The 25783-nt window shown below is 34.1% G+C and carries 30 protein-coding genes and 1 tRNA gene; 12 read left to right on the forward strand and 19 right to left on the reverse strand.

Annotation, left to right across the window (positions count from 1 at the left end; translation table 11 throughout):
• The first annotated feature begins 7 nt into the window (after nucleotides 1–7).
• Nucleotides 8–721: a 4'-phosphopantetheinyl transferase family protein gene (locus EYD45_RS07385; RefSeq protein ID WP_130963900.1), complete on the forward strand. Its 714-nt coding sequence runs from the start codon at nucleotides 8–10 to the stop codon at nucleotides 719–721.
• A gap of 4 nt (nucleotides 722–725) precedes the next feature.
• On the opposite strand, the gene mnmE is transcribed toward EYD45_RS07385, so the two are convergent.
• From mnmE to EYD45_RS07415, 6 genes are all read right to left on the reverse strand, one after another.
• The gene (mnmE, locus tag EYD45_RS07390; protein WP_130963901.1) at nucleotides 726–2114 is read right to left on the reverse strand and encodes a tRNA uridine-5-carboxymethylaminomethyl(34) synthesis GTPase MnmE; all 1389 of its coding nucleotides are present in this window, start codon (nucleotides 2112–2114) and stop codon (nucleotides 726–728) included.
• 17 nt (nucleotides 2115–2131) lie between these two features.
• Nucleotides 2132–2965: a CvfB family protein gene (locus EYD45_RS07395; protein ID WP_130963902.1), complete on the reverse strand. Its 834-nt coding sequence runs from the start codon at nucleotides 2963–2965 to the stop codon at nucleotides 2132–2134.
• A gap of 236 nt (nucleotides 2966–3201) precedes the next feature.
• Nucleotides 3202–3540 (reverse strand): DUF2853 family protein, encoded by a 339-nt coding sequence (locus EYD45_RS07400; RefSeq protein WP_130963903.1) that lies wholly within the window; start codon nucleotides 3538–3540, stop codon nucleotides 3202–3204.
• Nucleotides 3541–3625: 85 nt separating this feature from the next.
• Complete coding sequence (gene menD / locus EYD45_RS07405; RefSeq protein ID WP_130963904.1) at nucleotides 3626–5386, reverse strand: 2-succinyl-5-enolpyruvyl-6-hydroxy-3-cyclohexene-1-carboxylate synthase; 1761 nt, start codon at nucleotides 5384–5386, stop codon at nucleotides 3626–3628.
• Nucleotides 5387–5438: 52 nt separating this feature from the next.
• Nucleotides 5439–6554, reverse strand: coding sequence for a chorismate-binding protein (locus EYD45_RS07410; protein WP_130963905.1), 1116 nt, complete (start codon nucleotides 6552–6554; stop codon nucleotides 5439–5441).
• A 4-nt stretch (nucleotides 6555–6558) separates the two neighbouring features.
• Nucleotides 6559–6984, reverse strand: a complete 426-nt coding sequence (locus EYD45_RS07415) for a PaaI family thioesterase (protein ID WP_130963906.1) — start codon at nucleotides 6982–6984, stop codon at nucleotides 6559–6561.
• Nucleotides 6985–7023: 39 nt separating this feature from the next.
• Between EYD45_RS07415 and EYD45_RS07420 the strand changes: the two genes are divergently transcribed.
• Entirely contained in the window at nucleotides 7024–7593 is a 570-nt protein-coding gene (locus tag EYD45_RS07420) for a GNAT family N-acetyltransferase (RefSeq protein ID WP_130963907.1), read from the forward strand.
• On the opposite strand, the gene EYD45_RS07425 is transcribed toward EYD45_RS07420, so the two are convergent.
• A complete protein-coding gene (locus EYD45_RS07425; RefSeq protein WP_130963908.1) occupies nucleotides 7590–8762 on the reverse strand; it encodes an alpha/beta hydrolase-fold protein in 1173 nt (390 codons plus the stop codon). The two genes, EYD45_RS07420 and EYD45_RS07425, sit on opposite strands and share 4 nt — an antisense overlap.
• Before the next feature lie 152 nt (nucleotides 8763–8914).
• On the opposite strand from EYD45_RS07425, the gene EYD45_RS07430 reads away from it, so the two are divergent.
• On the forward strand, nucleotides 8915–9769 hold the full coding sequence (locus EYD45_RS07430) for an AraC family transcriptional regulator (RefSeq protein ID WP_130963909.1): 855 nt from the start codon (nucleotides 8915–8917) through the stop codon (nucleotides 9767–9769).
• 11 nt (nucleotides 9770–9780) lie between these two features.
• On the opposite strand, the gene EYD45_RS07435 is transcribed toward EYD45_RS07430, so the two are convergent.
• From EYD45_RS07435 to EYD45_RS07450, 4 genes are read right to left on the reverse strand one after another with little or no spacing between them, the layout of a single operon-like run.
• Nucleotides 9781–10680: an SMP-30/gluconolactonase/LRE family protein gene (locus tag EYD45_RS07435; RefSeq protein WP_130963910.1), complete on the reverse strand. Its 900-nt coding sequence runs from the start codon at nucleotides 10678–10680 to the stop codon at nucleotides 9781–9783.
• A 33-nt stretch (nucleotides 10681–10713) separates the two neighbouring features.
• Nucleotides 10714–12021 (reverse strand): UDP-N-acetylglucosamine 1-carboxyvinyltransferase, encoded by a 1308-nt coding sequence (murA, locus tag EYD45_RS07440; protein ID WP_130963911.1) that lies wholly within the window; start codon nucleotides 12019–12021, stop codon nucleotides 10714–10716.
• 8 nt (nucleotides 12022–12029) lie between these two features.
• The gene (locus EYD45_RS07445) at nucleotides 12030–12659 is read right to left on the reverse strand and encodes a DUF4290 domain-containing protein (protein ID WP_130963912.1); all 630 of its coding nucleotides are present in this window, start codon (nucleotides 12657–12659) and stop codon (nucleotides 12030–12032) included.
• A 52-nt stretch (nucleotides 12660–12711) separates the two neighbouring features.
• Complete coding sequence (locus tag EYD45_RS07450; RefSeq protein WP_130963913.1) at nucleotides 12712–13005, reverse strand: DUF493 family protein; 294 nt, start codon at nucleotides 13003–13005, stop codon at nucleotides 12712–12714.
• A 90-nt stretch (nucleotides 13006–13095) separates the two neighbouring features.
• Between EYD45_RS07450 and EYD45_RS07455 the strand changes: the two genes are divergently transcribed.
• The 5 genes from EYD45_RS07455 to EYD45_RS07475 all read left to right on the forward strand — a co-directional run bounded on the left by EYD45_RS07455 (nucleotide 13096) and on the right by EYD45_RS07475 (nucleotide 17631).
• A complete protein-coding gene (locus EYD45_RS07455) occupies nucleotides 13096–13638 on the forward strand; it encodes an AAA family ATPase (protein ID WP_130963914.1) in 543 nt (180 codons plus the stop codon).
• On the forward strand, nucleotides 13635–15542 hold the full coding sequence (locus EYD45_RS07460) for a RecQ family ATP-dependent DNA helicase (RefSeq protein WP_130963915.1): 1908 nt from the start codon (nucleotides 13635–13637) through the stop codon (nucleotides 15540–15542). Before EYD45_RS07455 ends, EYD45_RS07460 begins: the two co-directional genes overlap by 4 nt.
• Nucleotides 15539–16486: a methionyl-tRNA formyltransferase gene (gene fmt / locus EYD45_RS07465; RefSeq protein WP_130963916.1), complete on the forward strand. Its 948-nt coding sequence runs from the start codon at nucleotides 15539–15541 to the stop codon at nucleotides 16484–16486. The genes EYD45_RS07460 and fmt overlap by 4 nt, the downstream gene beginning before the upstream one ends.
• 188 nt (nucleotides 16487–16674) lie before the next feature.
• On the forward strand, nucleotides 16675–16947 hold the full coding sequence (locus EYD45_RS07470; protein ID WP_130963917.1) for an HU family DNA-binding protein: 273 nt from the start codon (nucleotides 16675–16677) through the stop codon (nucleotides 16945–16947).
• A gap of 123 nt (nucleotides 16948–17070) precedes the next feature.
• Entirely contained in the window at nucleotides 17071–17631 is a 561-nt protein-coding gene (locus EYD45_RS07475; protein WP_130963918.1) for a YqgE/AlgH family protein, read from the forward strand.
• Here EYD45_RS07475 and EYD45_RS07480 read toward each other — a convergent pair.
• Together EYD45_RS07480 and EYD45_RS07485 are read right to left on the reverse strand one after the other, a co-directional pair.
• On the reverse strand, nucleotides 17628–18470 hold the full coding sequence (locus EYD45_RS07480) for an aminotransferase class IV (protein WP_130963919.1): 843 nt from the start codon (nucleotides 18468–18470) through the stop codon (nucleotides 17628–17630). The genes EYD45_RS07475 and EYD45_RS07480 overlap by 4 nt on opposite strands.
• 64 nt (nucleotides 18471–18534) lie before the next feature.
• The gene (locus tag EYD45_RS07485) at nucleotides 18535–18927 is read right to left on the reverse strand and encodes an START-like domain-containing protein (protein WP_130963920.1); all 393 of its coding nucleotides are present in this window, start codon (nucleotides 18925–18927) and stop codon (nucleotides 18535–18537) included.
• Nucleotides 18928–19059: 132 nt separating this feature from the next.
• On the opposite strand from EYD45_RS07485, the gene EYD45_RS07490 reads away from it, so the two are divergent.
• From EYD45_RS07490 to EYD45_RS07505, 4 genes are all read left to right on the forward strand, one after another.
• Nucleotides 19060–19133 (forward strand) — tRNA-Met (locus EYD45_RS07490).
• A 54-nt stretch (nucleotides 19134–19187) separates the two neighbouring features.
• A complete protein-coding gene (locus EYD45_RS07495) occupies nucleotides 19188–20501 on the forward strand; it encodes a tyrosine-type recombinase/integrase (protein ID WP_130963921.1) in 1314 nt (437 codons plus the stop codon).
• Between the two features lies 1 nt (nucleotide 20502).
• A complete protein-coding gene (locus EYD45_RS07500; RefSeq protein WP_130963922.1) occupies nucleotides 20503–21252 on the forward strand; it encodes a hypothetical protein in 750 nt (249 codons plus the stop codon).
• Nucleotides 21253–21299: 47 nt separating this feature from the next.
• Nucleotides 21300–21716 carry a hypothetical protein gene (locus EYD45_RS07505; RefSeq protein WP_130963923.1) on the forward strand — a complete coding sequence of 139 codons (417 nt, stop codon included), beginning with the start codon at nucleotides 21300–21302 and terminating at the stop codon, nucleotides 21714–21716.
• A gap of 93 nt (nucleotides 21717–21809) precedes the next feature.
• Here EYD45_RS07505 and EYD45_RS07510 read toward each other — a convergent pair whose 3' ends face one another.
• Genes EYD45_RS07510 through EYD45_RS07535 form a run of 6 tightly spaced genes read right to left on the reverse strand, consistent with a single transcriptional unit; the run spans nucleotide 21810 to nucleotide 25783 of the window.
• Entirely contained in the window at nucleotides 21810–22946 is a 1137-nt protein-coding gene (locus tag EYD45_RS07510; protein ID WP_130963924.1) for a type II secretion system F family protein, read from the reverse strand.
• Nucleotides 22946–23413, reverse strand: coding sequence for a prepilin-type N-terminal cleavage/methylation domain-containing protein (locus EYD45_RS07515; protein WP_165453901.1), 468 nt, complete (start codon nucleotides 23411–23413; stop codon nucleotides 22946–22948). The genes EYD45_RS07510 and EYD45_RS07515 overlap by 1 nt, the downstream gene beginning before the upstream one ends.
• Complete coding sequence (locus EYD45_RS07520) at nucleotides 23400–23732, reverse strand: hypothetical protein (protein ID WP_130963925.1); 333 nt, start codon at nucleotides 23730–23732, stop codon at nucleotides 23400–23402. Before EYD45_RS07520 ends, EYD45_RS07515 begins: the two co-directional genes overlap by 14 nt.
• Nucleotides 23720–24988 (reverse strand): hypothetical protein, encoded by a 1269-nt coding sequence (locus EYD45_RS07525; protein WP_130963926.1) that lies wholly within the window; start codon nucleotides 24986–24988, stop codon nucleotides 23720–23722. Before EYD45_RS07525 ends, EYD45_RS07520 begins: the two co-directional genes overlap by 13 nt.
• Nucleotides 24985–25440 (reverse strand): hypothetical protein, encoded by a 456-nt coding sequence (locus tag EYD45_RS07530; protein ID WP_130963927.1) that lies wholly within the window; start codon nucleotides 25438–25440, stop codon nucleotides 24985–24987. Before EYD45_RS07530 ends, EYD45_RS07525 begins: the two co-directional genes overlap by 4 nt.
• On the reverse strand, nucleotides 25430–25783 hold the full coding sequence (locus EYD45_RS07535) for a hypothetical protein (RefSeq protein ID WP_130963928.1): 354 nt from the start codon (nucleotides 25781–25783) through the stop codon (nucleotides 25430–25432). The genes EYD45_RS07530 and EYD45_RS07535 overlap by 11 nt, the downstream gene beginning before the upstream one ends.

Below are 25783 nucleotides of genomic sequence, written 5' to 3' on the forward strand. Positions count from 1 at the left end.
ATATAATATGCCGAAATACGTATTAAATAACAACGTGGATATTTGGCAACTTAATATTTCCCAAACCAAAAGTCATTACGATTACTTCTACAACTTATTATCTAAAGACGAAAAGCTAAAAGTAGAACGATTCAAGTTTAAAAAAGATAGAATTACATCAACGTTGGCTCGAGGTGTGTTAAGACTATTATTATCAAAATATTTAAACTGCCCTACTGATGCTATTATATTCAAATATGGAAAATATGGCAAACCAGAGTTAGTAAATAATAAAACTGCAAAATTTAATGTTTCCCATGCAGGTGAATTTGTAGTTATGGCACTTTCAGAAAATACCGAGGTAGGAGTTGATATTGAACAAATTAGATACGACTTTAATATTTTTAATATCGTTAACAATTATTTTTCTAAAACAGAAATAGAAGCTTTACACAAACTCCCTAGAGCGACACAAACCGAAGCATTTTTTAGAGGATGGACAAGAAAAGAAGCTTTTATTAAGGCCAAATCTCAAGGGTTATCTTTTCCTCTAGATTCATTTTCTGTATCAATAGATTCAGATATAAAAGCTGAATTAATAGAAACCCTTTGGGATAAAAGCGAAAAAAGCTTATGGCAAATTGTACCTTTTGAAACCGCTGCAAATTATAAAGCGGCACTTGCAGTAAAGGGACAAATAAACACTATAGAATATTTTAAATACAGCCTAGACTTTATTTGAAAAACTATTTCCCGATACAAAAATTAGCAAAAATATTACCCAACAAATCATCATTTGTGATTTCTCCAGTGATTTCCCCAAAGTGGTACAATGCCTGACGGATATCAATTGCCAACAAATCTCCAGATAAGCCTGTTTCCAACCCTTCTTTTACTTTTTGTATTTCTTCAAATGCCTTTAAAAGTGCGTCATAATGACGTGTATTGGTAACTATGGTTTCATTGTTTCTTAACGCACCTGTATTTATTAAATTTAGAAGTGAATTCGTTAGTTGCTCCACTCCAAAACCCGTTTTAGCAGATAGTAATAATACATCAGCTATTGATGTATTGATTTCTGCCAATTGTATATCAGTTAACGTATCTATTTTATTTGCAATAACCAACAGAGGTTTTTGAGGATATTTATTTCTAATCTTTTCAACCTCAATCCTCACAGATTCTATATTGTTTATATTCTTCTGGGCATCAAACAAGTAAATAGTCACTTGTGATTGTTCAATCTTTTCAAAGGTCTTCTTAATACCGATACTTTCAACAACATCTTCAGTTTCTCTGATACCTGCCGTATCAATAAATCTGAAACCTATACCTCCAATAGAGATTTCATCTTCAATGGTATCTCGTGTAGTTCCGGCAATTTCGGATACAATAGCTCTATCTTCGTTTAATAGTGCATTGAGCAAGGTGGATTTCCCAACATTAGGTTCTCCAACGATAGCCACTGGTATACCATTTTTAATGACATTGCCCACAGCAAAGGAATCTATAAGACGTTTTAAGACGAATGTAATTCGCTCTATAAGTTCCCCAAACTGGGTTCTATCTGCAAATTCTACATCTTCCTCGGCAAAATCTAGTTCCAACTCTATTAAAGATGCAAAGTTCAATAGCTCTTCTCTTAGCCTCGCAATTTCTGATGAAAAGCCTCCTCGCATTTGCTGCATCGCTATTTGGTGGGAGGCTGCATTATCACTAGCGATTAAATCTGCAACTGCTTCGGCCTGACTTAAATCTAATTTGCCGTTTAAAAAAGCACGTAGTGTAAACTCTCCTGCATTTGCCATTCTACAACCTTTCCGAAGAAATAATTGAATAATTTCTTGCTGAATATAATTGGAACCATGGCAAGATATCTCAACAACGTCTTCACCAGTATATGAATTTGGGTTTTTAAAAACAGACACCAACACCTCATCTAAAGTGATGCCATCATCAATGATATGCCCCAGGTGAATGGTATGTGTATTTTGCTTGCTTAAAACCTTACCAGAAACAGATTGAAACTGTCTTTCAGCAATAGAGATAGCATCTTTTCCTGATAACCTTATAATGGCTATTGCTCCTGCTCCAGATGGCGTAGCTAACGCAACTATAGTGTCTTTTAAAATCATGACGCAAAATTACCAAATTACCTGTTTGTTAGAAATGTACCCTCAGGTGTTATATCAATTAACCGCTGTTTGTATAGATTCCCAAGAGCTTTCTTAAAACTCTTTTTGCTCATTTCAAGCCTGCTTTTTATAGCTTCGGGGGCCGATTTATCTGTAAGCTCTAAAAACCCACTATTATCCTCAAGTTCCTTTAGTATTTTTTGAGCATTGGGTTCTATATTTCTAAATCCTATTTTTTCTAATGAAATATCAAGTTTATTACCCGGTCTTATCTTTTTAACAACACCTTTTAATGTATCGCCTACACTTATATCCTTAAAAATGTTATCCTTGTAAATTAATCCTGAGTGTTTCTTGTTTACAATTACGTTCCACCCTATATCAGAAGGATGGGACACAATCAAATCTACCTCATCAAACTGATCTACAGTCAATTCCTTATTATCCAAAAACCTATTGGTTTTGCTTGAAGCCACTAAACGTTCTGTCTTTTCATCCAAATAGCAATGCACCAAATACCAACCTCCGGGTTTCATTTTAAAGGCCTGCTCCTTAAACGGACAAAATAATTCCTTTACCAATCCCCAATCTAAAAACGCGCCAAAATCTGTAACTTGATTACATCTTAAAAGCGCAAACTCCCCTCTTTTAATATATGGAATATCCGTTGTAGCTACTGGACGTTCTTCATTATCCAGATACACAAAAACGTCTATTTTATCCCAAATTTTAAACTCAGAAGGCACATATCTATTGGGTAACAATACTTCTTCATCATTTGCATCAATTAAATACACACCATGGTCGGTTTCACGAAGTATTTCTAAGGTATTTATTTGTCCTAATTCCATAGTGGGCAAAGGTAACACTTTATTATTAGGGCGCAACCCAAAGGGTCGGGCTTTCACTACTCAATCCCTCTCCCGATAGCTATCGGGAGAGGGGATTTCAAACATGCCGTTCAATCCCTTGCGCAACTGCTCGCTAATATCAGTTGTATATCATAAATAGTAGCAAATTTGCTAATTATTAGAGTAAAAAAAAAGCGCTGCAAATGCAGCGCTTATGATGTATAGTGTTTTTTCTACTAATAAACGGACTCTTTTCCAAAGTGCTTAGTTAATAAATAATAAACTACAGCTCTATATTTGTTACGGTTAGACTTTCCATAAGTATCCATAACCTTAGCAATAGCACCATCTAAATCATCGCTAGCACTTAATCCTAGTTTTTTAATTAAGAAGTTGTTTTTTACAGTCTCTAATTCAGACTTATCAGAACCTGAAACTGTAGAAGCATCAGCATTGTAAATTGATGGACCACAACCAATAGTTACTTTAGTTAATAAATCCATATCGGCATTAACGCCACATTTGTCTTTTAAATCTGCTGCATATTTTGTAATAAGCTCGTCACGTTTACTCATGATAAAAAGTATTTTTAGGTTAATAATTATTCAATAAATATAATCAATTTTTTAGACACATTAACTTATGTTAAGTCACATTGTTCTATCTGATAAATTCAAAATAGTCTAAAAGTATTTCGTCGTTTAGCTGTTTTGGCGTAAACACCTCTAGGAGTTTAGGGGCATCTGAAGCACCAAAGAAACCAGACAGCGCATTATTCAACGTGTTTTCATCAGAAGCTGTCATGTATTCAAAATTAAACATCTTACACAAATGCTCTGCGGTTAATTGATGATGTGTTTCAAAATACGTACTAAAATTCTCGGTATTCTTATGTCCTGGCAAAATCCTAAAAATCCCACCACCTTGATTGTTCACAACAATAATTCTAAAACTATTGGGTATATAATTATTCCAAAGTGCGTTACTATCATAAAAGAAACTTAAGTCCCCTGTGATAAAGGTAGTAGGTTTATCATTTGCAACCGCACATCCAACGGCCGTTGAGGTACTTCCATCAATACCACTTGTGCCTCTATTACAATACACTTCTATGGTTTTATGCAAGGAAAAGAGCTGAGTATAACGAATAGCAGAGCTGTTTCCAACTTGTAAAATAGAGTTGTTTGGTATCTGTTTGAGAATAGTATTAAAAGCCAAAAAATCGCTAAACGGAATTTTTTTTAAATACTGTTCGTGAAGTTCTAAACGTTTTTGCTTTACTTTTTCCCATACTGGTCTATAATCAGTTTTTGTGTACTGATTTATCAATGGTAAGAACGATTCAAAAAAATCATTAGGATTAGCTTCTATATGTTTTGACAAACAAAAAAACGTGTCGTTGGCTTTTTTTTCATCAATATGCCAATGTTGTTGCGGCTTATACGTTCTAAGTAAGGCTTTTATTTTTTTAGAAACGATTAACCCTCCAAATGTTACTATAATTTCAGGCTGCAATGCCTTTTGTTCCTTGCTTGACAGGGGCGCTATAATTTGATCTATACTTGGAAAAAAACTTTTGTTGTGCAAGTTTGACGTTGTTTCAGTAAAAACAACAACACTTTCATCCTTAGCCAACTCTTCTAATACTGATAGGTTAACTTCATTTGGGTTGTTAACTCCAACTAAAATCATCTTTTTTGAAGCCGCTATCCAATCTTCATAACATGCCTTTAAAACTGATGGCTCAACACCTGAATTCTTCTTAAAATAAGATACTGCTTTTGCATGGACCGTTGGTTTATCAACTGTTTCATATAGCGGCTCATCAAAAGGAACATTTATATGAACTGGACCATTTTGGAACTTTGCAAAATCAATAGCATTATTTATCTCGTGCTCATTGTACTCCTGAATACCTTTTTGAAGCCCTAAGAATCGCTCCAACTTATTTTCAAGATTTTTCATAATGGGCAACTCTTCATGACCTGGAATGTTCTTCCCATCCTTTAAATCCAACTTTAAATTGGCTGAATATAAAATGTGGTTTTTATATACATTCTTTTGGTTAATGGTTTGCCCATCTCCAATACCAATTAAATGCTTGGGTCTGTCTGCAGATAAAACCACTAACGGAATATCGCTGTAAAACGCCTCTGAAACAGCAGGATAATAGTTTAAAAGCGCACTACCCGAAGTACATACCAAAGCTGTTGGTGCTTTAATCTGTTGTGCGATGCCCAGTGCAAAAAAAGCAGCGCAGCGTTCATCAACAATACTATAGCATTTAAAAAAGGTATCGTTCGTAAACCCAATGGTTAACGGTGCACTTCGGCTACCAGGAGAAATTATTATGTGTTTTATGTTTTTCGCTTTACACAGTTGAACCACAGTTTGTGCAAGCGGAATTTTCGGGTATATCATCAACTTCTATTTCTATTAGCAAAATTAAGAAATAGCCATGAGACCATTTTATTTATAACACCTTTTTAACGACCTTAGATTTTGCAACGGTTTCCTCCCACTCACTTTCAGGATTTGAGGTTTCCGTAATACCGCCTCCAACATAGACAAAAGCCGTATCACCTTTTATCTGCAAGCAGCGTAAGTTCACATAGAGTTGCGTGCTTTTACGCTTTAAAGTATAGGCTCTGTTTTCTATATTGCGCTGTCCGGTTCTTGGTTTAATTTCGGTTTCAAAATTAAGTTCTCCTAAGAAACCTGTGTAAAATTCACGATTGTAATTTTCATGCTTCAAGATAAAAGCTTTTGCCGGTGTTTTTGGCATGCCACAAACCGCAGGCGTCGGGTGCAAACTATAAAGCAATCTTTCAAAATCAATAGCGGTTTCATTTAAAACACCTTTTATCAATGTTCGCAAATGCAACAGGTTTCCAGCTTTTACGGTTTCAACGTTAGATACTTGTATATTGTCCACAACATCCTTGATGCTTTCTAAAATAAAATCTGTAACAAACTGTTGTTCCTGCAATTCTTTTTGCTTCCATTTTACATTTAAATCGCCTTTATAATCCTGCGTTCCTGCTAGGGACATCATCGAGAATTGCTTACCTTCAATCTTTAAAAGTGTTTCTGGAGTTGCACCTAGCCATAAGCCAATTTTTGGATGGTACCAGCAATATACAAATGCGGATTGGTAGGCGTTTAACAGTTTTTTAAAAGTGGTAAGCGGGTTGCCGTCCTTAAAATCGCAAATCTCCTTTCTTGACAATACCACTTTTTGAAATTCATCATTTTTAATGGCTCTTATACCTTTGTCTACTAGTCTTAGATGAAACTCTTTTGCTTCGGAATTCACTTTTGAAATAACCTCGGAAGTTTGATTGCCTTTGTCATTAGTAATTTCTGAAAAAACAATGGTTTCTGACACCGAAAGCGGTATTAAAATACTATCGGCAGAATTGTCAAAAGGAGAAAACACAAAACCAGTTTTATTGAAGCCTTTTACTTTATGCAACTCATCATCTTGTTGCAGAATTGCTTTTAATGCAATGTTATTCGGTTTACGATAAACAACAAAAGGCAAGTTGTTTTTTAAGTGACGTTCTAAACGTTCAAAAAAGTGCTGCAAGATTTTATTTTTTTCTAGGTAAAGAAATTGTTGTTAGCTTACAAAGTGAAATAAGATTACCATCATCATCAGTAACTTTTATTTCAAATAATTGCGTGGTTCTACCTTTATGAATGAATTTGGCAGTAGCATATACGTAGCCTTCTTTAATACTTTTTACATGATTTGCACTTATCTCAATACCTCTAACAAAGGAATCTTTAAGGTCTAAAAGCATTTCTGCCGCAAAACTACCTGTAGTTTCTGCCAAAGCAACCGTTGCCCCGCCATGTAACACACCATCTGGTTGGTATACGCGCTTATTTACCGGCATTCTTCCTACCACAAAATCCTCACCGAAATCCACCATCTCAATTTCCAATGTTTCCATCAGCGTATTTTTGGTAATGGCATTTGCGCGTTTAAGTATCTCTTCTTTCGAAATTTGCATGAAAATCTTTCCTATTTTTATGTTTTGTAAAAATACGAAATGCCAATTACCTTAGAAAATAACAGAGTAAAATTGTCGCCACTTACGTTGGATAATTATTCCCATTTAATTACAATTGGAAGCGAGCCTAATTTGGTTCAATACTCGCCAAGCAAAGTGGATACGCCAAAAGATTTGAAAGCTTATGTTGAAACTGCCTTAGAATGGCAAGACAACAACACTGCTATTCCTTTTATTGTGTTTGACAAGGCAGTGAATGCCTATGCAGGAACGTCTCGTTACATGAATATAAGTTGGCATCATAGCGTTTTAGAAATCGGCGCAACTTGGATTGGACGAAAATTTCAAGGCACTGATTTAAATATGAACATGAAGTTTTTGATGTTACAGCATGCTTTTGAAACCTTAAATTTTGATAAAGTTGAATTTCGTGTGGATGAACGTAACATGGCATCCAGGAAAGCTGTTGAAAAAATAGGAGGAATACTGGAAGGTATTCTACGTAAAAATGTGCTATTAACCGATGGTTTTAAGCGCAATACTTGCTGTTATGGTATTTTAAATGAAGAATGGAAGGGTCTTAAAACAACAATTTTTAAGGGTTTTTAATTATAGCTTTCGAGCTTTTCCTTTATCCACTTTGAAATATTTTTATAGTAATTGTCGCTTACGTCATCCTTCTGTTCTTCCAATAATTTTTGAGTTTTAAGAATGAAGGTTTTGGCAACTTTTTTATCTCCCATTTTGTCGTACACATCGCACATGTTTACATACACCCTAACACTATTTGGCTTTTTGTTCAATGCCAAATTATAGACTTCTAAGGCAGTTTCATAATCATTTAAATCTCTAAAATCATTGGCCACAAAATTTAGATACCCAGCACTTGCTTCATAGGAATATCCAAATATCGCTTTCCGAGTCTTGTAAAAATCCTCTATCTTTTCTTTCAAATTGCCTTTTGAGCTTTTAGCAAAATCTTGAATCACCTTTTGGTCTGCAAAATAATTTCTGCTCATACTTAATAAGCCATCACAAATAGAGGGTCCAACTATTTGCCAGTGCCCAACACCTTTTATTAATCTCGGTTGCCAAGACAATGTATTGTTGGGGTACTTTTTAACCAAGACATCAATATTATTCACATTCCTTTCAAACTCAACTTCCCGTCTACCAACATCACCATGTGAGAAATACAAGTATTTCCCAAATTCTGTATTCTTTTGAAGGAGCGTGTCCGCATTTTTTACAATAATATTATCATCAGTATCTCCAAACGACGGGCTAATACCAATATAAGCATCAAACATATCCCTTTTATCACTAAACAATGTGTTACCAACAAAAGCACCACCCCAAGAATGTCCTAAAACGGCTCTGAAACCCTCTGTTCGATAGTTCGATTCAATTAATGGAAACACCTCTTTTTTAAAATGATTGTGAAGCTCAGCGTTTTTGGGATTGAACTCTGGCCCGCGATTATCAGATACAATACCCACAAAAATCATTGGCATAACCGAATAATTATCAACCATATAACCAGCATTTCCCGTAAGGATCCCCCAAAAAGATTCACTTTGTGCATCAAGTACATAAACTACTGGGTATTTCGAAATTGAATCTCTATGGTAGGTTTCAGGTAAGAATACTTTAACTTCTCGTTCCTTATCAAATATTTTGGAATCAATAGAATGGCTTATGTTAGATTTATCTTGAGCTGAAATAATATTTGCAACTAGAATAAAGCAAACGATAAAGAGATTTTGCAAAATTTTCATGATGGTTAGTTTTTTATGTAAACGTTAATCTACAGTAATTAATTGTTCATTAAAAAACACCCAAAAAATCCTTAGCTATGACTTTTCAGCAAGAATGGATAAGTAATTCATTGAAAACTCCATTAGATTTGTAATATCAAAGTGAGAGTAAAGTGAAGCAAACTAACAAAAATTTTTATCAAGAAAAGTTAAATATTGTTACAGAGTACATTAATACTAATCTTGACAATAAAATAGACATTAAGACGCTGGCAGAACTATCATGCTTTTCACCATTCCATTTTCATAGAATTACCAGAGCACTGTTAGGTGAACCTATTGGGAAATATATTACCAGAACCCGATTAGAAACAGCAACAAAATTATTGCGCTATTCGTTATTAAGCATCGAAGATATTGCCTATAATGTTGGTTTTGAAACGCCTTCATCATTAACAAAAGCATTTAAATCTCATTTTAATATAACGCCAAATGGCTATAGAAAAGATAAATCATTCACAATCAAAAAAACTACTATTATGAAAACAATATTGAGCATTAAAAATCCTAAGATTCAAGATATAGAAGAAAAAAAATGTCTTTATTTACGCATGCACGGGGCTTACCAAACGCTAGATTATGCTGGTGCTTGGGAAAAACTTTGGGGGCAGGTAAAAGAACAAAAACTATTTACAAAAGGTATCCAAATGTTTGGGTTACCACATGACGACCCAAAAGTTACAGACGAAACAAAGATTAGATATGACGCATGCCTCGTGATACACAAAGTTGCAAAACCAAAGGGAGAAATAGGTGTAAAAACTTTAAAATCCGGGAAATTTGCAGTGTTTTTATACCAAGGTTCATATAGCTATTTTGCCGAAGTTTACGATTATATTTTTAATGATTGGTTGTTGAATAGCGACTATGAACTTAGGGATGAACCTGTAAGAGAACGATATATCAGCCACCCAGATCGTGTAGCTGAAGAAAAGCTAAAAACTGAATTCTATATACCGATTAAATAAACTCATTCCAACTACTCAAACTTTACCTTGTATGCCATTACCCTATTATGAAAAAAAGTTGGCACCAACAATGTTTGAGTATCCGGTATGTAATCGATGTCTGCGGCGTTTATCTTTTTATCACGAGTATCTAAAAGCTGAGTTTTAGTCCAATCTTTGCTATAAATATAAAATAGTTCACCTTGCCAACTAGAGACTATAAAATCTCCGTTTTCCAATCTTACAATGCCGTCGCCATGTCCTATATCAGTTGTTAGAGTTTTAAACGTATTGTCATCTTTATTATAAATCCCAAAATTATGAGATCTTGAAGCTGCATAATACATACCTTCTTTTTGAAAAGATAATCCATTTAACCTGCCCAAACTATCTTTTGCAACTTCGGTAATTTTACCTTCCGTAATCTCATAAATAGCATCAGAATTTGAGCCTGAAACAAACACCGTATTGTTTCCAACAGTAATATCATTCAAATGCGGATTATCTTCAACAGAAAATGTGTTAGTCGCTTTTTTAGAAAGTAAATCAATCTCAACAACCCTGTCAATATCATTAACATATAGTTTCCCATGGAGAATACCCATACCTTTTGGTCCGCTTAACCCTTCAGCCCATTTTAATGCTGTTATTTCTCCGTTAGTATTTATAGTAGAAATAAAACCATTGTTATCCTTTCCCCAAGGAGAATTATTGACATTGGCCACATAAATGGTTTGCGAAGCCTTATCAAACAAAACGGCCTCACAGGTAGTTAATAGTGAATCTGTCTCCCAAAGAAACTCTAAAGAAGGTTTTACAACGTTAGTTTCACTCTCAACCTCTACATTCTTTAACTTCTCCTTCTTTTTGTTATTACATGAAATAGTTAGAATGGCCACCATAAAGATCAATGCAGTGTATGACGTTTTCATAATAAAGGTTTTTTTAGTTTGTAGACTAATGCACTAAACGCGTTCTATTCTAGCACCAATGGCGCGTAAACGTTCATCGATATTTTCGTACCCACGATCAATCTGCTCAATATTCATTATGGTTGAAGTCCCTTTTGCAGATAATGCAGCAATTAACAAGGATACTCCTGCCCTAATATCAGGAGATGTCATGGTTGTAGCTTTTAAAGTAGATTTAAAATCATGACCAATTACCGTTGCCCGATGGGGATCACAAAGAATAATTTTTGCACCCATATCAATCAATTTATCTACAAAGAATAAGCGGCTTTCAAACATTTTTTGGTGAATTAAAACACTGCCTCTCGCTTGAGTTGCAACTACCAAAATGATACTTAACAAATCAGGAGTAAATCCTGGCCAAGGTGCATCAGAAATGGTCAAAATAGAGCCGTCAATAAAACTTTGTATTTCATAACCATCGGTATGCGCAGGAATATGAATATCATCGCCTTGCTTTTCAATCCTAATACCAAGCTTTCTAAATATATTTGGAATTAATCCTAGATCATTCCAACTCACATTAGTTATGGTAAGCTCACTTTTTGTCATTGCAGCAAGCCCTATCCAGCTGCCAATTTCAATCATATCGGGAAGCATCCTGTGCTCAGTTCCACCTAATTGCCCAACACCATCAATTATCAACATATTAGAGCCAACACCACTTATCTTTGCCCCCATTCTATTCAACATTTTGCATAATTGCTGTAGGTAAGGTTCGCAAGCCGCATTGTATATTGTGGTTTGTCCCTCTGCTAAAACTGCCGCCATTACAATATTTGCTGTACCAGTAACCGAAGCTTCTTCAAGCAACATATAGGTGCCTTTAAGTTTTTCAGCTTCAACACCATAAAACTGTTCTTCTCTGCTGTATCCAAATTTTGCACCTAATTTTATGAGACCCTCAAAATGTGTATCCAGTCGCCGTCGCCCAATTTTATCTCCTCCTGGTTTCGGTATATAGCCCTTGCCAAACCGCGCCAGTAATGGACCAACAATCATAATAGAACCTCGTAATCCGCGTCCATCTATTTTAAACTGATCAGACTCTAAGTATTCTAAATTCACCTCATCTGCTTGAAATGTATATGTACCTTTTGATAGTTTTTCAACCTTTACCCCAAGCTTCTTAAGTAAATTAATAAGCTTGTTTACATCAATGATGTCAGGGATATTATTGATGGTTACTTTTTCGGGTGTAAGCAGTACTGCACAAAGAATTTGTAATGCTTCATTCTTTGCACCTTGAGGTTGTATGCTTCCTTTTAGCTTATGACCTCCTTCAATTTTAAATGTTCCCATGAATAAGTTTAGTGGCGTTTTCTAGAACGGTTAGAACCTTTTTTCTTTTTATTGCTGTATTTCCCTTTAGAACGCATTAAACTGCTAGAATCTGATAAATCTTCTTCAGAATTTCTCAAATCTATCTTCCCATTAGAAAGTTCGTAAAGGTGATCGTAGATTACGGTGTCTTCAACAGTATCCTTATTCCAATTCAAAAAACATTTTTTCATGTGGTTGGCAATCGTATACACCAATGCTTCCTTTAATTCGCCCTCTTCCCATGTATTTGCCACATCAATCATAGTTTTAATATTATTTCCGTAGAAACGATATTTAGGATGGTTTTGTGGATACTTTAAAGGTTCAGGTCGCTCTGAAAGTACTTCCCGTGATGGTTTAGGAAATGGAGACTCTACGTCCAATTCAAAATCTGACATGATAAATAACTGATCCCAAAGTTTATGCTGAAAATCTGGAACATCTCTTAAATGCGGTTGCAAATTACCCATTACGGAGATAATTGCCTTTGCCAACTTTTCACGTTCTTCTTTGGTTTCTCGTGTTTTGGCATGATTAATCATCTTTTGAAGATGACGCCCATACTCAGGAATAATTAAATGTTCTCGTTCAGTATTGTATTCTAAATTATCAATCAAAATGTTTGTGGTATTAAGTTCTTTGAAGTAGTCTGCAAAATACGAAAAAAAACTAAAGACTTATCACGCCTTCTATCTTTTCTGCAACCTCTTTATACTTGGCTATTACGGCATCGGGGTTTTTCATTCTCACATTAATGGAAACACTAGTGTATTTCCCTTTTTTTGACGGAATAGTATTTATGACAGCCCCCATGTTGTCAAAAAGCTTTTCAATCTTTTCTATCTCCGCAGTATTTGTTCTGATAATAAATTTATACAAATACTCGCTAGGCCAAAGCGTAGTATCATACAACTGCTCCTTCAACTTTTGGTAAAATTCGTCCTGATTTGGTGATGCGCCCATAGCTATTTTTTAGGGTGCAAATATAAGGTTTCCTTTCTATTTTTTTTATAGAAGTTAAATTACGATTTTTACAGTCAAAAGCTGAGTATATTGAGCCAGAAGAAAATAGTGATTACTGGTGGCCCTGGTACAGGAAAATCAACAATTATAAACGAACTTATAAGTAGAGGTTACGATTGTTTAGAAGAAATTTCAAGACAAGTAACTTTGGAGGCCAAAAAACAAGGTATTGACCAGCTGTTTTTAACCAACCCTCTACTTTTTAGTGAACTGCTATTAAAAGGTAGACAAGAGCAATTTGAAAAAGCAAAAACATTTAAAAGTAAAATAGTTTTTTTTGATAGAGGCTTACCTGATGTGCTGGCTTACATGGATTTCATTGGAGACAGCTATCCAAAGGATTTTGATATGGTAACGAAAAACACCGTTTACGACACTGTTTTTATTTTAAAACCTTGGGAAGCTATTTATAAAAGTGATAATGAACGTTATGAGAGTTTTACTCAAGCCAAAACCATTCACAAACACCTACTTAGCACATATAAAGCTTACAATTACAAACCAATTGATGTCCCCTTTGGAAACGTTGAAGATAGAGCTGACTTTATTTTAAGTAGCCTAAATTTAAAATGAACAAGCACCCTGTAAACATATTAGAGCGTTACTGGAAATTCACCTCATTCCGTGAGAATCAAGAAGCCATTATAAATGCAGTTCTTGAAGGAGAAGATGTTTTTGCTTTAATGCCAACAGGTGGAGGAAAATCTATTTGCTTTCAGATACCTGCATTAATAAAAGAAGGTATTTGTATTGTTGTGTCTCCCTTGATAGCCCTAATGAAAGATCAGGTTCAAAATTTAAACAATAGAGGTATAAAATCTCTAGCCATTACTAGCGGTATTTCCAACAATGAATTAGATGCCCTTTTAGATAACTGCATTTACGGAAACTATAAATTTTTATACTTATCGCCTGAGCGCTTACAGCAAGAATTGGTACAAGATAGAATTCGGCAAATGAATGTGAATTTGATTGCCGTTGATGAAGCACACTGTATTTCTCAATGGGGAAACGACTTTAGACCTGCCTATGGCAATATTTTAAAATTGAGACAATTACACCCATCTATCAACATAATAGCTTTAACAGCTACAGCTAAACCTAAAGTCGTTGAAGACACCATGAAGCAACTCGATTTTATTAGCCCCAAAATATTCACACAATCATTTTTTAGAGAGAATTTAAGCTATATTGTTTTACATGAAGAAGATAAATATTATAAGCTAGAAACCATCTTAAAAAAATATCAAGGCCCGTCAATAATTTACGTAAGAAACAGAAAAGCAACTATCGATGTAAGCACGCTATTAAATTCAAAAAATATAAGTGCAACATATTACCATGGCGGACTTAATATGACGGAAAAAGACAGCAATATGAGTGCGTGGATGCAAAACCAAAAACAGGTTATGGTCGCCACAAATGCTTTTGGTATGGGCATTGACAAACCCGACGTAAAAACAGTTATACACTTAAATCTTCCCGAAAGTTTAGAAAGTTATTTTCAAGAGGCTGGTCGCGCTGGAAGAAACGGGGAGATATCTTACGCCGTGATATTAAAAAATAAAAATGATGAGGTTTTGGTTAAAAACCAGTTTTTAAAAGTATTGCCTTCAATAGAATTCATTAAACAAGTCTACAGAAAACTCTGCAACTACTTTCAGATTTCCTATGGTGAAGGAGGATATCAAACCTTTGATTTTGACTTCAACAGTTTTTGCAAAACCTACAACTACAACGGAACCTTATGCTACAATGCACTATTAACTTTAGATAGAAATGGAGTTATATCACTTACTAAACAATTTAAAAACAAGGTTTTAATAAAATTTATTTCAACAAATAGTTCAATATTTAAATATTTAGAAAATCATCCTAAATTAGATGCTGCAGTCAAATCAATATTAAGATCCTATGGTGGTGTTTTTGATCATGAGACCAATATCAATACTTCAAAAATAGCTGATAAAGCTTCCATGTCTGAACATAGTTTAATCCAAATTTTGAAACAACTGGCAAAGGATGGAATCATTACATTGAACCATTCTAAAACCGATGCTCAAATTACGTTTATAGAACCCAGGGAAGACGACAAAACTATAAACAGAATTTCTACTATTATAAAGCAACAAAATAAACTGAAAGATCAGCAGGTTAGCGCTGTGATAAATTATATAAATAACAGTGATGTATGCAAAAGCATGCAACTCCTCAACTATTTTGGAGAAAATGATATTGCACCCTGCGGTATATGTTCGGTATGCACCAAAAAGAAAAAAAATGCACCAACTATTAATCAGCAAGATCTCAAGAATAAAATCATAACCCTTTTAGAAACAGGAGAAAAATCTTCAAGATATATAAGCAACACTTTAGAATGCAATGATACGGATATAAAAAAGGTATTAAAATTGCTGTTAGAACATCAAATAATCACAATTACAAAAACAAACAAATACAAATTAAGCCATTTATGAGGGATTTACGAATAGTATTTATGGGCACTCCAGATTTTGCAGTTTCCACTCTAAAAACCTTAGTAGAACATGATTACAACATTGTAGGCGTTATTACTGCTCCTGACAAGCCAGCGGGTCGCGGAAGAAGACTTAAGGAAAGTGCTGTGAAAAAATACGCTAAAGCAGCTGGATTACATCTCTTACAACCTAAAAACCTTAAAGACGAAGCGTTTTTAGATGATTTGAAATCGCTCAAAGCAAATCTGCAAATCGTTGTGGCTTTTAGAATGCTTCCCAAAGTAGTTTGGCAAATGCCAAAATACGGCACATTTAATTTACATGCATCGCTATTACCAAATTACAGAGGTGCTGCCCCTATTAATTGGGCTATTATAAATGGAGAAACAACTACAGGAGTCTCCACTTTTTTTATTGATGAAAAGATAGATACTGGGGAGATGATTTTACAGGAGGAGGTTGCGATTGAACCAGATGAAAATGCAGGTACCCTTCACGATAAATTAATGTATTTGGGCAGTGAAATGGTATTAAAAACGGTAAAACTTATTGAAATTAATAATGTAGAAACCACACCTCAAGTAGAAAATAACGATATTAAAACTGCCTACAAATTAAATAAAGACAATTGTAAGATTGATTGGAATGACAATATTGATAACATCTTCAATAAGATTAGAGGCCTTAGTCCCTATCCTGCTGCTTGGTGTGAACTAGTTAACGGCAAAGATGTTTTAAAAGTTAAGATATATGAAGCTGAAAAAGAGATTGAAACTCATAACAACGAAATCGGCAGTATTATCACCACTAAGAAAACCATCAAAGTTGCTGTGGATGGAGGTCATATAAATATTCTAAAAATTAAGCTTCCAGGAAAAAAATTGATGGATGCAGTATCATTGTTGAACGGTTACAAATTTGAAAACAACTCAAAAATGCGCTAAGCCCTTATCATTACTCATTTCACAAAAACATCGACAAAATACAGTTCCTTTATTAACAAATGCTATAAGTTATCAACAAAACCCTGTATTTCCCTTGCTATTACTTGCACGAAAGCATAATCCGTATAATTTTGTAGAGGATTTAACAAAAAAGTTTAACCAATTTATTAACAATTAAAATTTACATTATGAACAAAACAGATTTAATCGATGCAATGGCAGAACACGCAGGAATCACTAAAGCAGCTGCTAAGAAAGCTTTAGAGTGCGCACTTATTGAAATAGAAGGTGCTTTACAAAAAGGGAACAGAGTTTCTTTAGTTGGTTTTGGTTCTTGGTCAGTTTCTAGAAGATCTGCAAGAGAAGGAAGAAACCCACAAACTGGAGCTACTATCAAAATCAAAGCTAAAAACGTTGTTAAGTTTAAAGCTGGATCTGATTTATCAAGTGCTGTAAACTAATAATTAGTTTAAAAAAAATACAAAAATACCTTCCTAATCGGAAGGTATTTTTTTTATGGGTATGCCAAAAGTTGTATTTCTAACAAAATAATCTTAGATTTATTTACTAAATCATTATAACTCATGACGAGCACCACCCCAAAAAAAGGAGATTTACTAATTGCAGAGCCAGCTATAATTGGAGATGTTTCCTTTAACCGCTCAATTGTTTTATTAGCGGACCATACTGAAGAAGGCTCTATTGGTTTTATCCTAAACAAACCCTTGGAGTATACTATAAAAGACCTAATTCCTGAAGTGGAGGCTGCGTTTAAGGTATACAATGGTGGGCCGGTAGAACAAGATAATCTATATTTTATTCACAAAGTACCTAACCTTATTCCTAATAGCATTGAGATTTCACTAGGTATATATTGGGGAGGAGATTTTAAAAAAGTGGCAGAGTTAATTACCAATGATACTATTAACGAAAATGACATTCGTTTCTTCTTAGGGTATTCTGGATGGGACTCTAATCAACTAGAGGACGAACTTAAAGCAAATTCTTGGGTAGTTTCTGAAAATGTTTATGAAAAAAACATTATTGAAAAAGATTACGTGTCATTTTGGAAAGAAAAAATGCTGGAACTTGGTGGAGAGTACAGCATCTGGTCTAACGCGCCAGAAAACCCCAATTATAATTAAGATAATCTCACAGCAACATTTAGTTTTTCCAATAACATTTTAGCCACTGAATTGAAAAACTCTTTTTTTCTATATTTTGTAACAGACTGAATACCAGTAATCACATTTGTAATAAATAGCTCATCCGCTTTTTGAAGTTCAAAAGGAGAAATTGATGCTTCTTGTAGCTCAAAATCATTTAATTGCCCTACAAACTTTATTATTTGTGTTCGCATGACTCCCTTTAAACAACCATCTGATAATGGCGGTGTTTTAATAGTATTGCCTTTCACTAAAAATAAATTCCCATTTAAAGCCTCTACCACATTTTTATTTGTGTTTAGTAGTAAACAATTATCTAGTTCATTTTCACTGGCAAATATACTGCCAACCACATTTATAGCCTTATTGTTTGTTTTTAAAGTAGATAGTAAAGTTGGGGCAACATAATAATCCTTAAATAAATCAACTTCGTAATTGGATGTATTAAGCGTATAAACATCCGTTTGTAAAGGTCTTACACTAATGGTATAACCAACAGAGTTATGCTCTGGCAAATACAACCCTCCTTCATTCCTATAAACTATCAGTTTTACTCTGGCATTTCCAGTTTCAAAGCCATTTGCTTTTAGAATTTCTGAAATTTCAGTTTCAAGAAACTCCATTGTAAAATTCATAGGGATTTCCATTCGCATAATGCGCATAGATGCCATTAACCTAAAGTAATGATCTTCCCAAAACAGCTTTTTGCCATTAACCACCTTTATAGTTTCAAAAACCGCATCCCCATAAGCAAAACCCCGATTATATATCGAAATATGAGCATTGTCTTCTAAAATGTTGCCATCAATATTTATCATAAAAAAAAGTCCGCTACTTTTATTGATTTAAGTGCGGACAAATATAAGATTAAATTAGTGTTTTTTATGCGGAACCTAGCACTTGTTTTAAGTCTGAAATTTGATTATCCCAAAGCATTTTAGCCTCCTCTACTTCATCCTCATCCGCAAAATCTGTAACCATCAATGATACATCTTTAGTTATTTCATCAACTTGTATTCTAATCTCAAAATAACATGAAGCGCCTTCTTCTTCATCTGCCATCCATCTAAACTTCACACGCTCTCCACTCTTTTTACTCAATAGTTTTGCTTGTTCCTCACTATCGTCCCAAATAAAAGTAAACAACTCTCCTCGAGAGTTCACATTATCTGAAAACCATTCTGACAAACCTGATGGTGTGGATATATATTGATATAACAATTGAGGTGATGCGTGAATAGGAAATTCTATTTCAAATTTAGTTTTATCGTCCATGAAAAATCATTAAAATATTGTGTTGCTCAATATATACATTAATTGATAAGATTTGCAATAATTTTTCATAATATTTTGCATGAGTTATGTTTGCCTACATTAATTTTGTTGTTATATTTGCAACCTTAAAATGGCGAGGTAGCTCAGTTGGTTAGAGCGTCGGATTCATAACCCGGAGGTCACGAGTTCAAATCTCGTTCTCGCTACGAAACATAAAATCAACAGGACAAGCGGTTTAGTCTACACTAAACCGTTTTTTTATGTTGAATAGTAATGAAATTCTTAAATTTGCATACGTTAATGAATACGAAAGTGCATACGATTTGTCCCAGCCAAAGCTTTTTTCTAAACCAAAGATTTACACCGCTAAAGGTGATTTAACCAGACGTTGGCACATTTATTTCTCCTTCCGAAATCCCGATACGGGAAAATTAAAACGTATGACACCTTTTTATGGTGAGGCAAACAAATACAAAACCAAAGAAGAAAGACTAGAGGTACTTACAATCTATCGAAAAGCCCTTTTAAAATTACTTAAACTTGGCTATAACCCCTTTGTCGATAATACGGAGCTTTATAAAAAATTGAACCGAAAGAAAGGACCATTACCCACTAATAAAATAAGTGAGGTTTTAAAAGAAGGTGATACATCTTATGAGAAAGAAAAAACCAAAATGAGTATAAGAGACGCTTTTGATTTTGGGATTAAGATGAAAGAAAAAGTCATTAACACAACAACTAAAAAAGGCTATAAAAATAGGGTAAGGACTTTTATTAAGTGGTTAGAAGAAAATCATCCAGATATTAATAATATTGAAAAACTTGATAAAAGAATAGTAGTCCAGTTTTTGAACCATATACTCTTAAAGACCAGTGCAAGAAATAGGAACAACTACAGAACTGATCTGAGCAGTATTGTTCAGGTGCTTGAGGATAATGATATTATCATGTCTAATATGGTCAAAAAAACACCTGTATTAAAGTCCTCTCCAGAACGCAACAAGACCTACTCCAAAGATACTCAGGAGCAAATATTTACCTATTTAGAAAAAGAAGATCCTATACTATTGCTCTATATAAAATTTATCTCGTATAATTTTCTTAGGCCAATAGAGGTATGTAGGCTCAAAGTTGGGAGTATAGATATTGGAAGTCAGACTTTAAAAGTGAAGGCAAAGAACAGTCCATTGAAAACAAAGATTATTCCTGACATATTGCTAAAGGAACTTCCTGATCTTTCAAATATAGATCCTGAGGCGGATTTATTCACGCCAAATAAAATTGCAGGTTTTTGGGACACAGATATGAATAACCGCAGGGACTATTTCAGTAAGCGTTTCAAAAGAGTGGTAAAGGACAAATTTGGACTAGGAAAGGATTATGGATTGTACAGTTTTAGACATACCTATATTACTATGCTCTACAGGGCTATTGTTAAGCAGTCATCACCCTTTGAAGCAAAAAGTAAGCTGATGCTAATTACAGGGCATAGTACGATGACGGCACTTGAAAAGTACCTTAGAGATATTGACGCAGAATTACCCGAGGATTATTCCGAAATGTTAAAGCAATAAAATGGATAAGGAAACACTAGATCAGTTTAGTTGGCGAATTGCCTCGGAGTTGTGGGACGAACTATACTTTTTCATCCCTAATAATGATGTGTTTCTTTCTGTTTTAAACGATATAGAATATTTCAAAACGAATAATATATTCGATACTATTTTCGTAATAGACCAATATAAAGGCCCTACGCTTTATAAAGCGGATAGGAACAAATTAAGGGTGTTCTTAAAAAGTGAAAAACTCAAAAGGAATATCTACAGTCTTCTAGAGAAGCAACAATCTCTTAGTTCGAATGCCTTTAAGTTTCTTTTGGATGAATATTATAAGCAGGTTACCTTTTTTCTTTATATATCGAACTGGATGCAACAAAATCTAAAAAACACTATTAAAGATAAAAAAGTACCCGAAGGTATTTTCCATTATCAATATAACACATACAAAATTCATATGGAAAGCTTGGTTAAACAGTTTTATCCAAAACAGTATGACTTACCAAAAAGCAATCTAAATACAATAGAGCTTATTGACACAGATTTTATTGAAATTGCTCAAGACTTAAAAAAGAACCCTAAATTAAATTTTAGTAAAGACGATATCCCTAATAAAATCTCAACAGACGAAATTTCATTGAAAGTTAACCAGAACCAAACGCAGAAAGAAGTACTACAACAGAAGGATAAGATTGACAAACAGCCTATTATAGAGCCATCAGATGCTGAAAAATTATTGCTAAAAAAAGTTTTTAAGTTAAAAATATAAGATTAAAAATAAAATATACGTAATTAAACGTTTAATTTACGTGTATTATGAAAAGAACTGAGATTTGCCACAATTGTGGAGACAACTTTATTCCACGTCGCAGAGGTGTGCAAAAGTTTTGTAGCAACTCATGTCGGAGTAGGTATTGGTTCTTAAAACAAAAAGAGAACACGAAAATAGATAAGCTTAAAATCACCCCAACAGAAAGCGTTTCTTTAACAGAAAAAAAACAGGATAAAATGTCATTTGCCGGAGTGGGAAACGCTACAGCAGGAAGTTTGGTTGCTGATGGGATTAAATCGGCTCTTACTAAATCAGAGAATAAACCTGCAACAAAAAAGGATATTCGGGAATTGAAGAATTTGATTTCAAATAGATACCTACCAGTATATAATATGGAAAAAGATGTTTATGGGAGGAGCGCATTTTATGATGTGCAGACCAAACATGTTATTTACATATAATTCCTAAAGCTCAATTTGCAAAAGAGTTCATACTTCTGTTAGAACCTCATTATTTTATTGATTAGATCATAATCGAAATATAATATATTAAATCTATCCCATTACACTACTCAATTTAAACATTGGCAAATACATTGCAATTAATATGATACCAACCAAAACCCCAACAATTAGAATAATAAAAGGCTCCATTAAGGTTGAAAGCATTTTTGATTGCTGTTGTACTTGGGTATTGTACTGCATATTCAGTCGTTCAAACACGTATTCTGTCTGATTCGTTTCTTCTGCCACTTTTACAAGCGCAATCATCTTATCGTCAAATAGTTTGTGCTGACTTAAACTATCGCTTAACGACGCTCCTTGTAGAATTTGCTTCTCTATGTCTCCTAGGGCATTTTGCAATGGCGAAAACTGAATCATTTGCTTCACAAGCTGAATGCTATTTACCACTGGCACCTTCGAAGCTGTTAACAAAGCAACTGCCTGTGTAAACTGTGACAGATAAACTGTTTTTACAAAATTTCCAATAAATGGAAGTCTTAATGTTACACGATCTATAAATGCTTTGATTCGCTGTTTCTTTTTCATCAAAGGGCGAATGAAGAAAACTGCTATTAAGAGGATTAATAACACCCATCCATAACTACTCAGTAATTCTGAAGCTTTAATAATAAATTTGGTTATAGTTGGCAATTCTACCCCTTGCTGTTCAAAAATATCTTGAAACATGGGTACCACATAATGCAACATAAAAAGCACTACTAAAACCGCCGTACTTAATATGATTATAGGGTAGGTCAATGCACTAATTAAGTTCCGTCTCTGTTCATTTTTTCTTGCGAAGAAACTTCCTAATTGCTCTGTTACGCGTGATAGGGTTCCTGTTTCCTCGCCTATTTCTATCGAATAAAGTTCGTAATTAGTAAATTGTTTATGGGCTTTTAACGCTTCTGAAAAACTACTGCCAGAAACAATAGCATTAGAAAGTGTGTTAACAATAGCTTTATTTTGCTTCTTTTTTTGCGATTTTTCAATTAGCTCTAAACCTTCTCTTAAAGAGACGCCAGCTTTTATGAGCACCCCTAATTCTGAATAAAAATCCTCTTTAATCTTATTGGAAAATGCATTATTAAACACATGGATTTCTCGCTTTAAGAATGATTTTTCTAAAGGTGCAGATTTTCCTCTTTCATTTTTTTTTAGTGCTATGTTTTCTAACTGAAATCCCATTAATCTAAAAATAGAGTTGCATCATTACGTTTATAAACGAATACATTTTGTGACAAAAATGTTTTTGTTGTCTCTAACTTTATCGCATCTATTCTACCATAATTAACCTTTAAACCATTAAAAAAAAACTGTTTGTGATGCAATGGAATATGTAATGTATCCATAGGTGTTATAACATGGTTTTCGGTGAATTGATAGGCCACGGTATCTATTTCAGATATGAAAAACAATTCATCATTGATGGTATCATACTCTATTTTGGTGTGTCTATTAAAATCTATATTTAGTACTTGTTCTAACTTTTCAATCTCCAATGTTTTATTAAAGTTAGCTTGAATGCCTTTCATATGTTTTTGAACCATTGCCAAGACCGAAAAAGCCATCCCCACAACAATCGTAGTAATGATGATGACCACAATCATTTCACTCAACGTAAAAGCCTCTATTTTATGCCTAGTTTGTAACAATAGTTCTTGAAATATTTTGTTTTCTATCTTGGTGTGTGGCTTCAATTACTATAACATCCTCTTTATTCAAAATCTGTCTTTCGGCAGTTATAGTCCATGCTTCAAAATCATCATAAAGAGGTGTTGTGACTTCTTCATTGATGAACAAATACTCCATTTCATTCAAATGTGTATCTATAACTCTTGTGCTAGTTTTTATGCTATAGGAAAATAGATTATTAAAAATCATACTGGCCATCATAAAAATTACAACGATAAGAATAGAAGCCACTAAAGTTTCCATTAATGTTGATGCTTTAACTTTTTTTAGTACAACCATTTTGCAACACCTTTTTTTGAATTCTGAAATGAGAGGCCTACATACTGTTCGGGTAAATTATCGACTATTATTTGTCCGTCGTAAATATGGTTTTGATAACTGGAACCTGACTGATTTGCAACAAATCCAGAAGTAAACACCGTACCTTTCACCCTTCCTAATAGTTCCAAATTTCTATTACAATAAATTTCTCCAACAATTGTTGCCCTGTTCTTTAAACGTATTTGGGGTTTGTAATTCTTTTCGCCACCTAAAAATACCACCACTCCCTTCACAGTGGCTCCTTTATCCAATTGAATTAATGAGCTACCACCTGAATTTTTAGAAGGCGTTCTTGATATTTCAGAATTTTTTAACACCAATGCCGAAGGATAGTTGAGCCTACAATTTTTGCCCACGCTAATTGTCTTAGTGGCAAACGCTTGAAACACACCATGTACTCCATCCATCACATGTATTTCTGGTGCTATTAAAATTATATCCTTTAATTGCGAAGAAGCATCCACAGTAATTTTTGTATTTGATTGCACCACAATATTTCCTGTCAGTTTAAAATTAAACAGCTCTATATCGCCCAAACTATAAGCTACTTTAACAGGATTTAAAAAGGAGTTTTGATGTGTTCTATTTTTATCTAAATCTAAGAATTGAATCTTATCAATACGGTTAGCAATACTCGTTATTGTAGTGATCTGACTATTTAAAGTGCTAGATAATTTAGGTAATTCGTCACTAGTTTTTGTAGCACCATATATTAATGCATTACCGTAGTAAGAGTGTCCAGAAATATTACCAGTCCTCACTCCATGTTTAGGAAGATATGCTACACCTTGTATTTTTGTGTCACCAACCACAACAAGAGGTTTGTTGTTATCTTCTAAATAAAGTGCTACCCTATTTGTTTCTTGTTGAACTGCTCCAGCTAGTGCTATCTTTTTAAAAACTTTATTTTTTATTTTTGAAATGGATATAATCTTATCATAAACACCCCAGCTTTCTTTATGGATCTTTATAGATGCATTATCCTTATCCAATATATCTAATTCAAGGGTATCCTGTTGCTTTAGAGGTGTATCCATAGCATATAAAATACCTCTATCGCAAATTTTAATGGTTTCTAGAGTGAAGTTATGTTGTGCTTTGAAGTGTTTGTGTGTGTACATTAAAATGATAAATCCACCTAAGACCAAAGCAATAACCACCACCACGTACATAGTGAATTGCAGTGCGCCAGCTTTCAGTTTTTTGTCTATCATGTTTTTAACACTGTTTTTCGCTGTCCTTTGTATGACACCACTATTTGTTTGGTGTTTCCACTAATTAATTTAATGTCGTTCACCACTTGTCCAGATTTCACTAAGTATTGGTGTCCTTCAATTGAAAGGATAAAGACACTTTTATTTCCACTTTCTTTAGAAATCTTTCCATGATACACTATAGGCTTCCATTCTATTATTTTAGGCGCTATCTTTTTTGCAGCTACTTGTTTCTTTACGTGCAATGTACCTAGAAAAGGATCTCTGTTTACAGTTTTGATGGAAAATGTATCTATTTTAGAATTCACTTTTGGACGAAATGTCACGTCAATATTTTGAGCTGTTATTTCAGGTTCAGATGGATTAACGGCAGCAAGTATTCTATATCCGATAACTCCCCAAATGGCGAGTACCAATACCAACAGCAGATATGTTTTTGTTTTATTCTTCAACCCTGAAATTTTGTGTGGTGTAAGTGGTGTGATAGCCTGATTTTTCTGCCCTAACACGCCATTGGTAGCTGTTATTGTTTAATGTAGTGGCAAAACTTGTAGTATTTAGTGTGGTGTCTTTAACTATTTGTACCGCACTCGCAAAGTTTGGTGTAGCAATTTGTAAATGATATGTTTCTGCTGCCTCAACACCTTCCCAAGTGAAAGTAAGGTTATTAGTGATAACTACTGCATCATTAACTGGAGCTAAAACAACCAAAGTTTCCTCTGATATATCCTCAACTTCAGTAATATCATCACAGGAAAAACAAAGCAAACTAAGACAAAGTATCCATCGTTTCAT

Origin of the sequence: Hyunsoonleella flava, assembly GCF_004310325.1 — a bacterium.
Classification (GTDB): Bacteria; Bacteroidota; Bacteroidia; order Flavobacteriales; family Flavobacteriaceae; genus Jejuia; species Jejuia flava.

Bases quoted from the DNA above. Each gene is read 5' to 3' on its own strand.
- EYD45_RS07385 (WP_130963900.1), top strand. From the start codon at position 8: ATGCCGAAATACGTATTAAATAACAACGTGGATATTTGGCAACTTAAT.
- mnmE (WP_130963901.1), bottom strand. From the start codon at position 2,114: ATGATTTTAAAAGACACTATAGTTGCGTTAGCTACGCCATCTGGAGCA.
- EYD45_RS07395 (WP_130963902.1), bottom strand. From the start codon at position 2,965: ATGGAATTAGGACAAATAAATACCTTAGAAATACTTCGTGAAACCGAC.
- EYD45_RS07400 (WP_130963903.1), bottom strand. From the start codon at position 3,540: ATGAGTAAACGTGACGAGCTTATTACAAAATATGCAGCAGATTTAAAA.
- menD (WP_130963904.1), bottom strand. From the start codon at position 5,386: ATGATATACCCGAAAATTCCGCTTGCACAAACTGTGGTTCAACTGTGT.
- EYD45_RS07415 (WP_130963906.1), bottom strand. From the start codon at position 6,984: ATGCAAATTTCGAAAGAAGAGATACTTAAACGCGCAAATGCCATTACC.
- EYD45_RS07420 (WP_130963907.1), top strand. From the start codon at position 7,024: ATGCCAATTACCTTAGAAAATAACAGAGTAAAATTGTCGCCACTTACG.
- EYD45_RS07425 (WP_130963908.1), bottom strand. From the start codon at position 8,762: ATGAAAATTTTGCAAAATCTCTTTATCGTTTGCTTTATTCTAGTTGCA.
- EYD45_RS07435 (WP_130963910.1), bottom strand. From the start codon at position 10,680: ATGAAAACGTCATACACTGCATTGATCTTTATGGTGGCCATTCTAACT.
- murA (WP_130963911.1), bottom strand. From the start codon at position 12,021: ATGGGAACATTTAAAATTGAAGGAGGTCATAAGCTAAAAGGAAGCATA.
- EYD45_RS07450 (WP_130963913.1), bottom strand. From the start codon at position 13,005: ATGGGCGCATCACCAAATCAGGACGAATTTTACCAAAAGTTGAAGGAG.
- EYD45_RS07460 (WP_130963915.1), top strand. From the start codon at position 13,635: ATGAACAAGCACCCTGTAAACATATTAGAGCGTTACTGGAAATTCACC.
- fmt (WP_130963916.1), top strand. From the start codon at position 15,539: ATGAGGGATTTACGAATAGTATTTATGGGCACTCCAGATTTTGCAGTT.
- EYD45_RS07470 (WP_130963917.1), top strand. From the start codon at position 16,675: ATGAACAAAACAGATTTAATCGATGCAATGGCAGAACACGCAGGAATC.
- EYD45_RS07475 (WP_130963918.1), top strand. From the start codon at position 17,071: ATGACGAGCACCACCCCAAAAAAAGGAGATTTACTAATTGCAGAGCCA.
- EYD45_RS07480 (WP_130963919.1), bottom strand. From the start codon at position 18,470: ATGATAAATATTGATGGCAACATTTTAGAAGACAATGCTCATATTTCG.
- EYD45_RS07485 (WP_130963920.1), bottom strand. From the start codon at position 18,927: ATGGACGATAAAACTAAATTTGAAATAGAATTTCCTATTCACGCATCA.
- EYD45_RS07495 (WP_130963921.1), top strand. From the start codon at position 19,188: ATGTTGAATAGTAATGAAATTCTTAAATTTGCATACGTTAATGAATAC.
- EYD45_RS07500 (WP_130963922.1), top strand. From the start codon at position 20,503: ATGGATAAGGAAACACTAGATCAGTTTAGTTGGCGAATTGCCTCGGAG.
- EYD45_RS07505 (WP_130963923.1), top strand. From the start codon at position 21,300: ATGAAAAGAACTGAGATTTGCCACAATTGTGGAGACAACTTTATTCCA.
- EYD45_RS07510 (WP_130963924.1), bottom strand. From the start codon at position 22,946: ATGGGATTTCAGTTAGAAAACATAGCACTAAAAAAAAATGAAAGAGGA.
- EYD45_RS07520 (WP_130963925.1), bottom strand. From the start codon at position 23,732: ATGGTTGTACTAAAAAAAGTTAAAGCATCAACATTAATGGAAACTTTA.
- EYD45_RS07525 (WP_130963926.1), bottom strand. From the start codon at position 24,988: ATGATAGACAAAAAACTGAAAGCTGGCGCACTGCAATTCACTATGTAC.
- EYD45_RS07535 (WP_130963928.1), bottom strand. From the start codon at position 25,783: ATGAAACGATGGATACTTTGTCTTAGTTTGCTTTGTTTTTCCTGTGAT.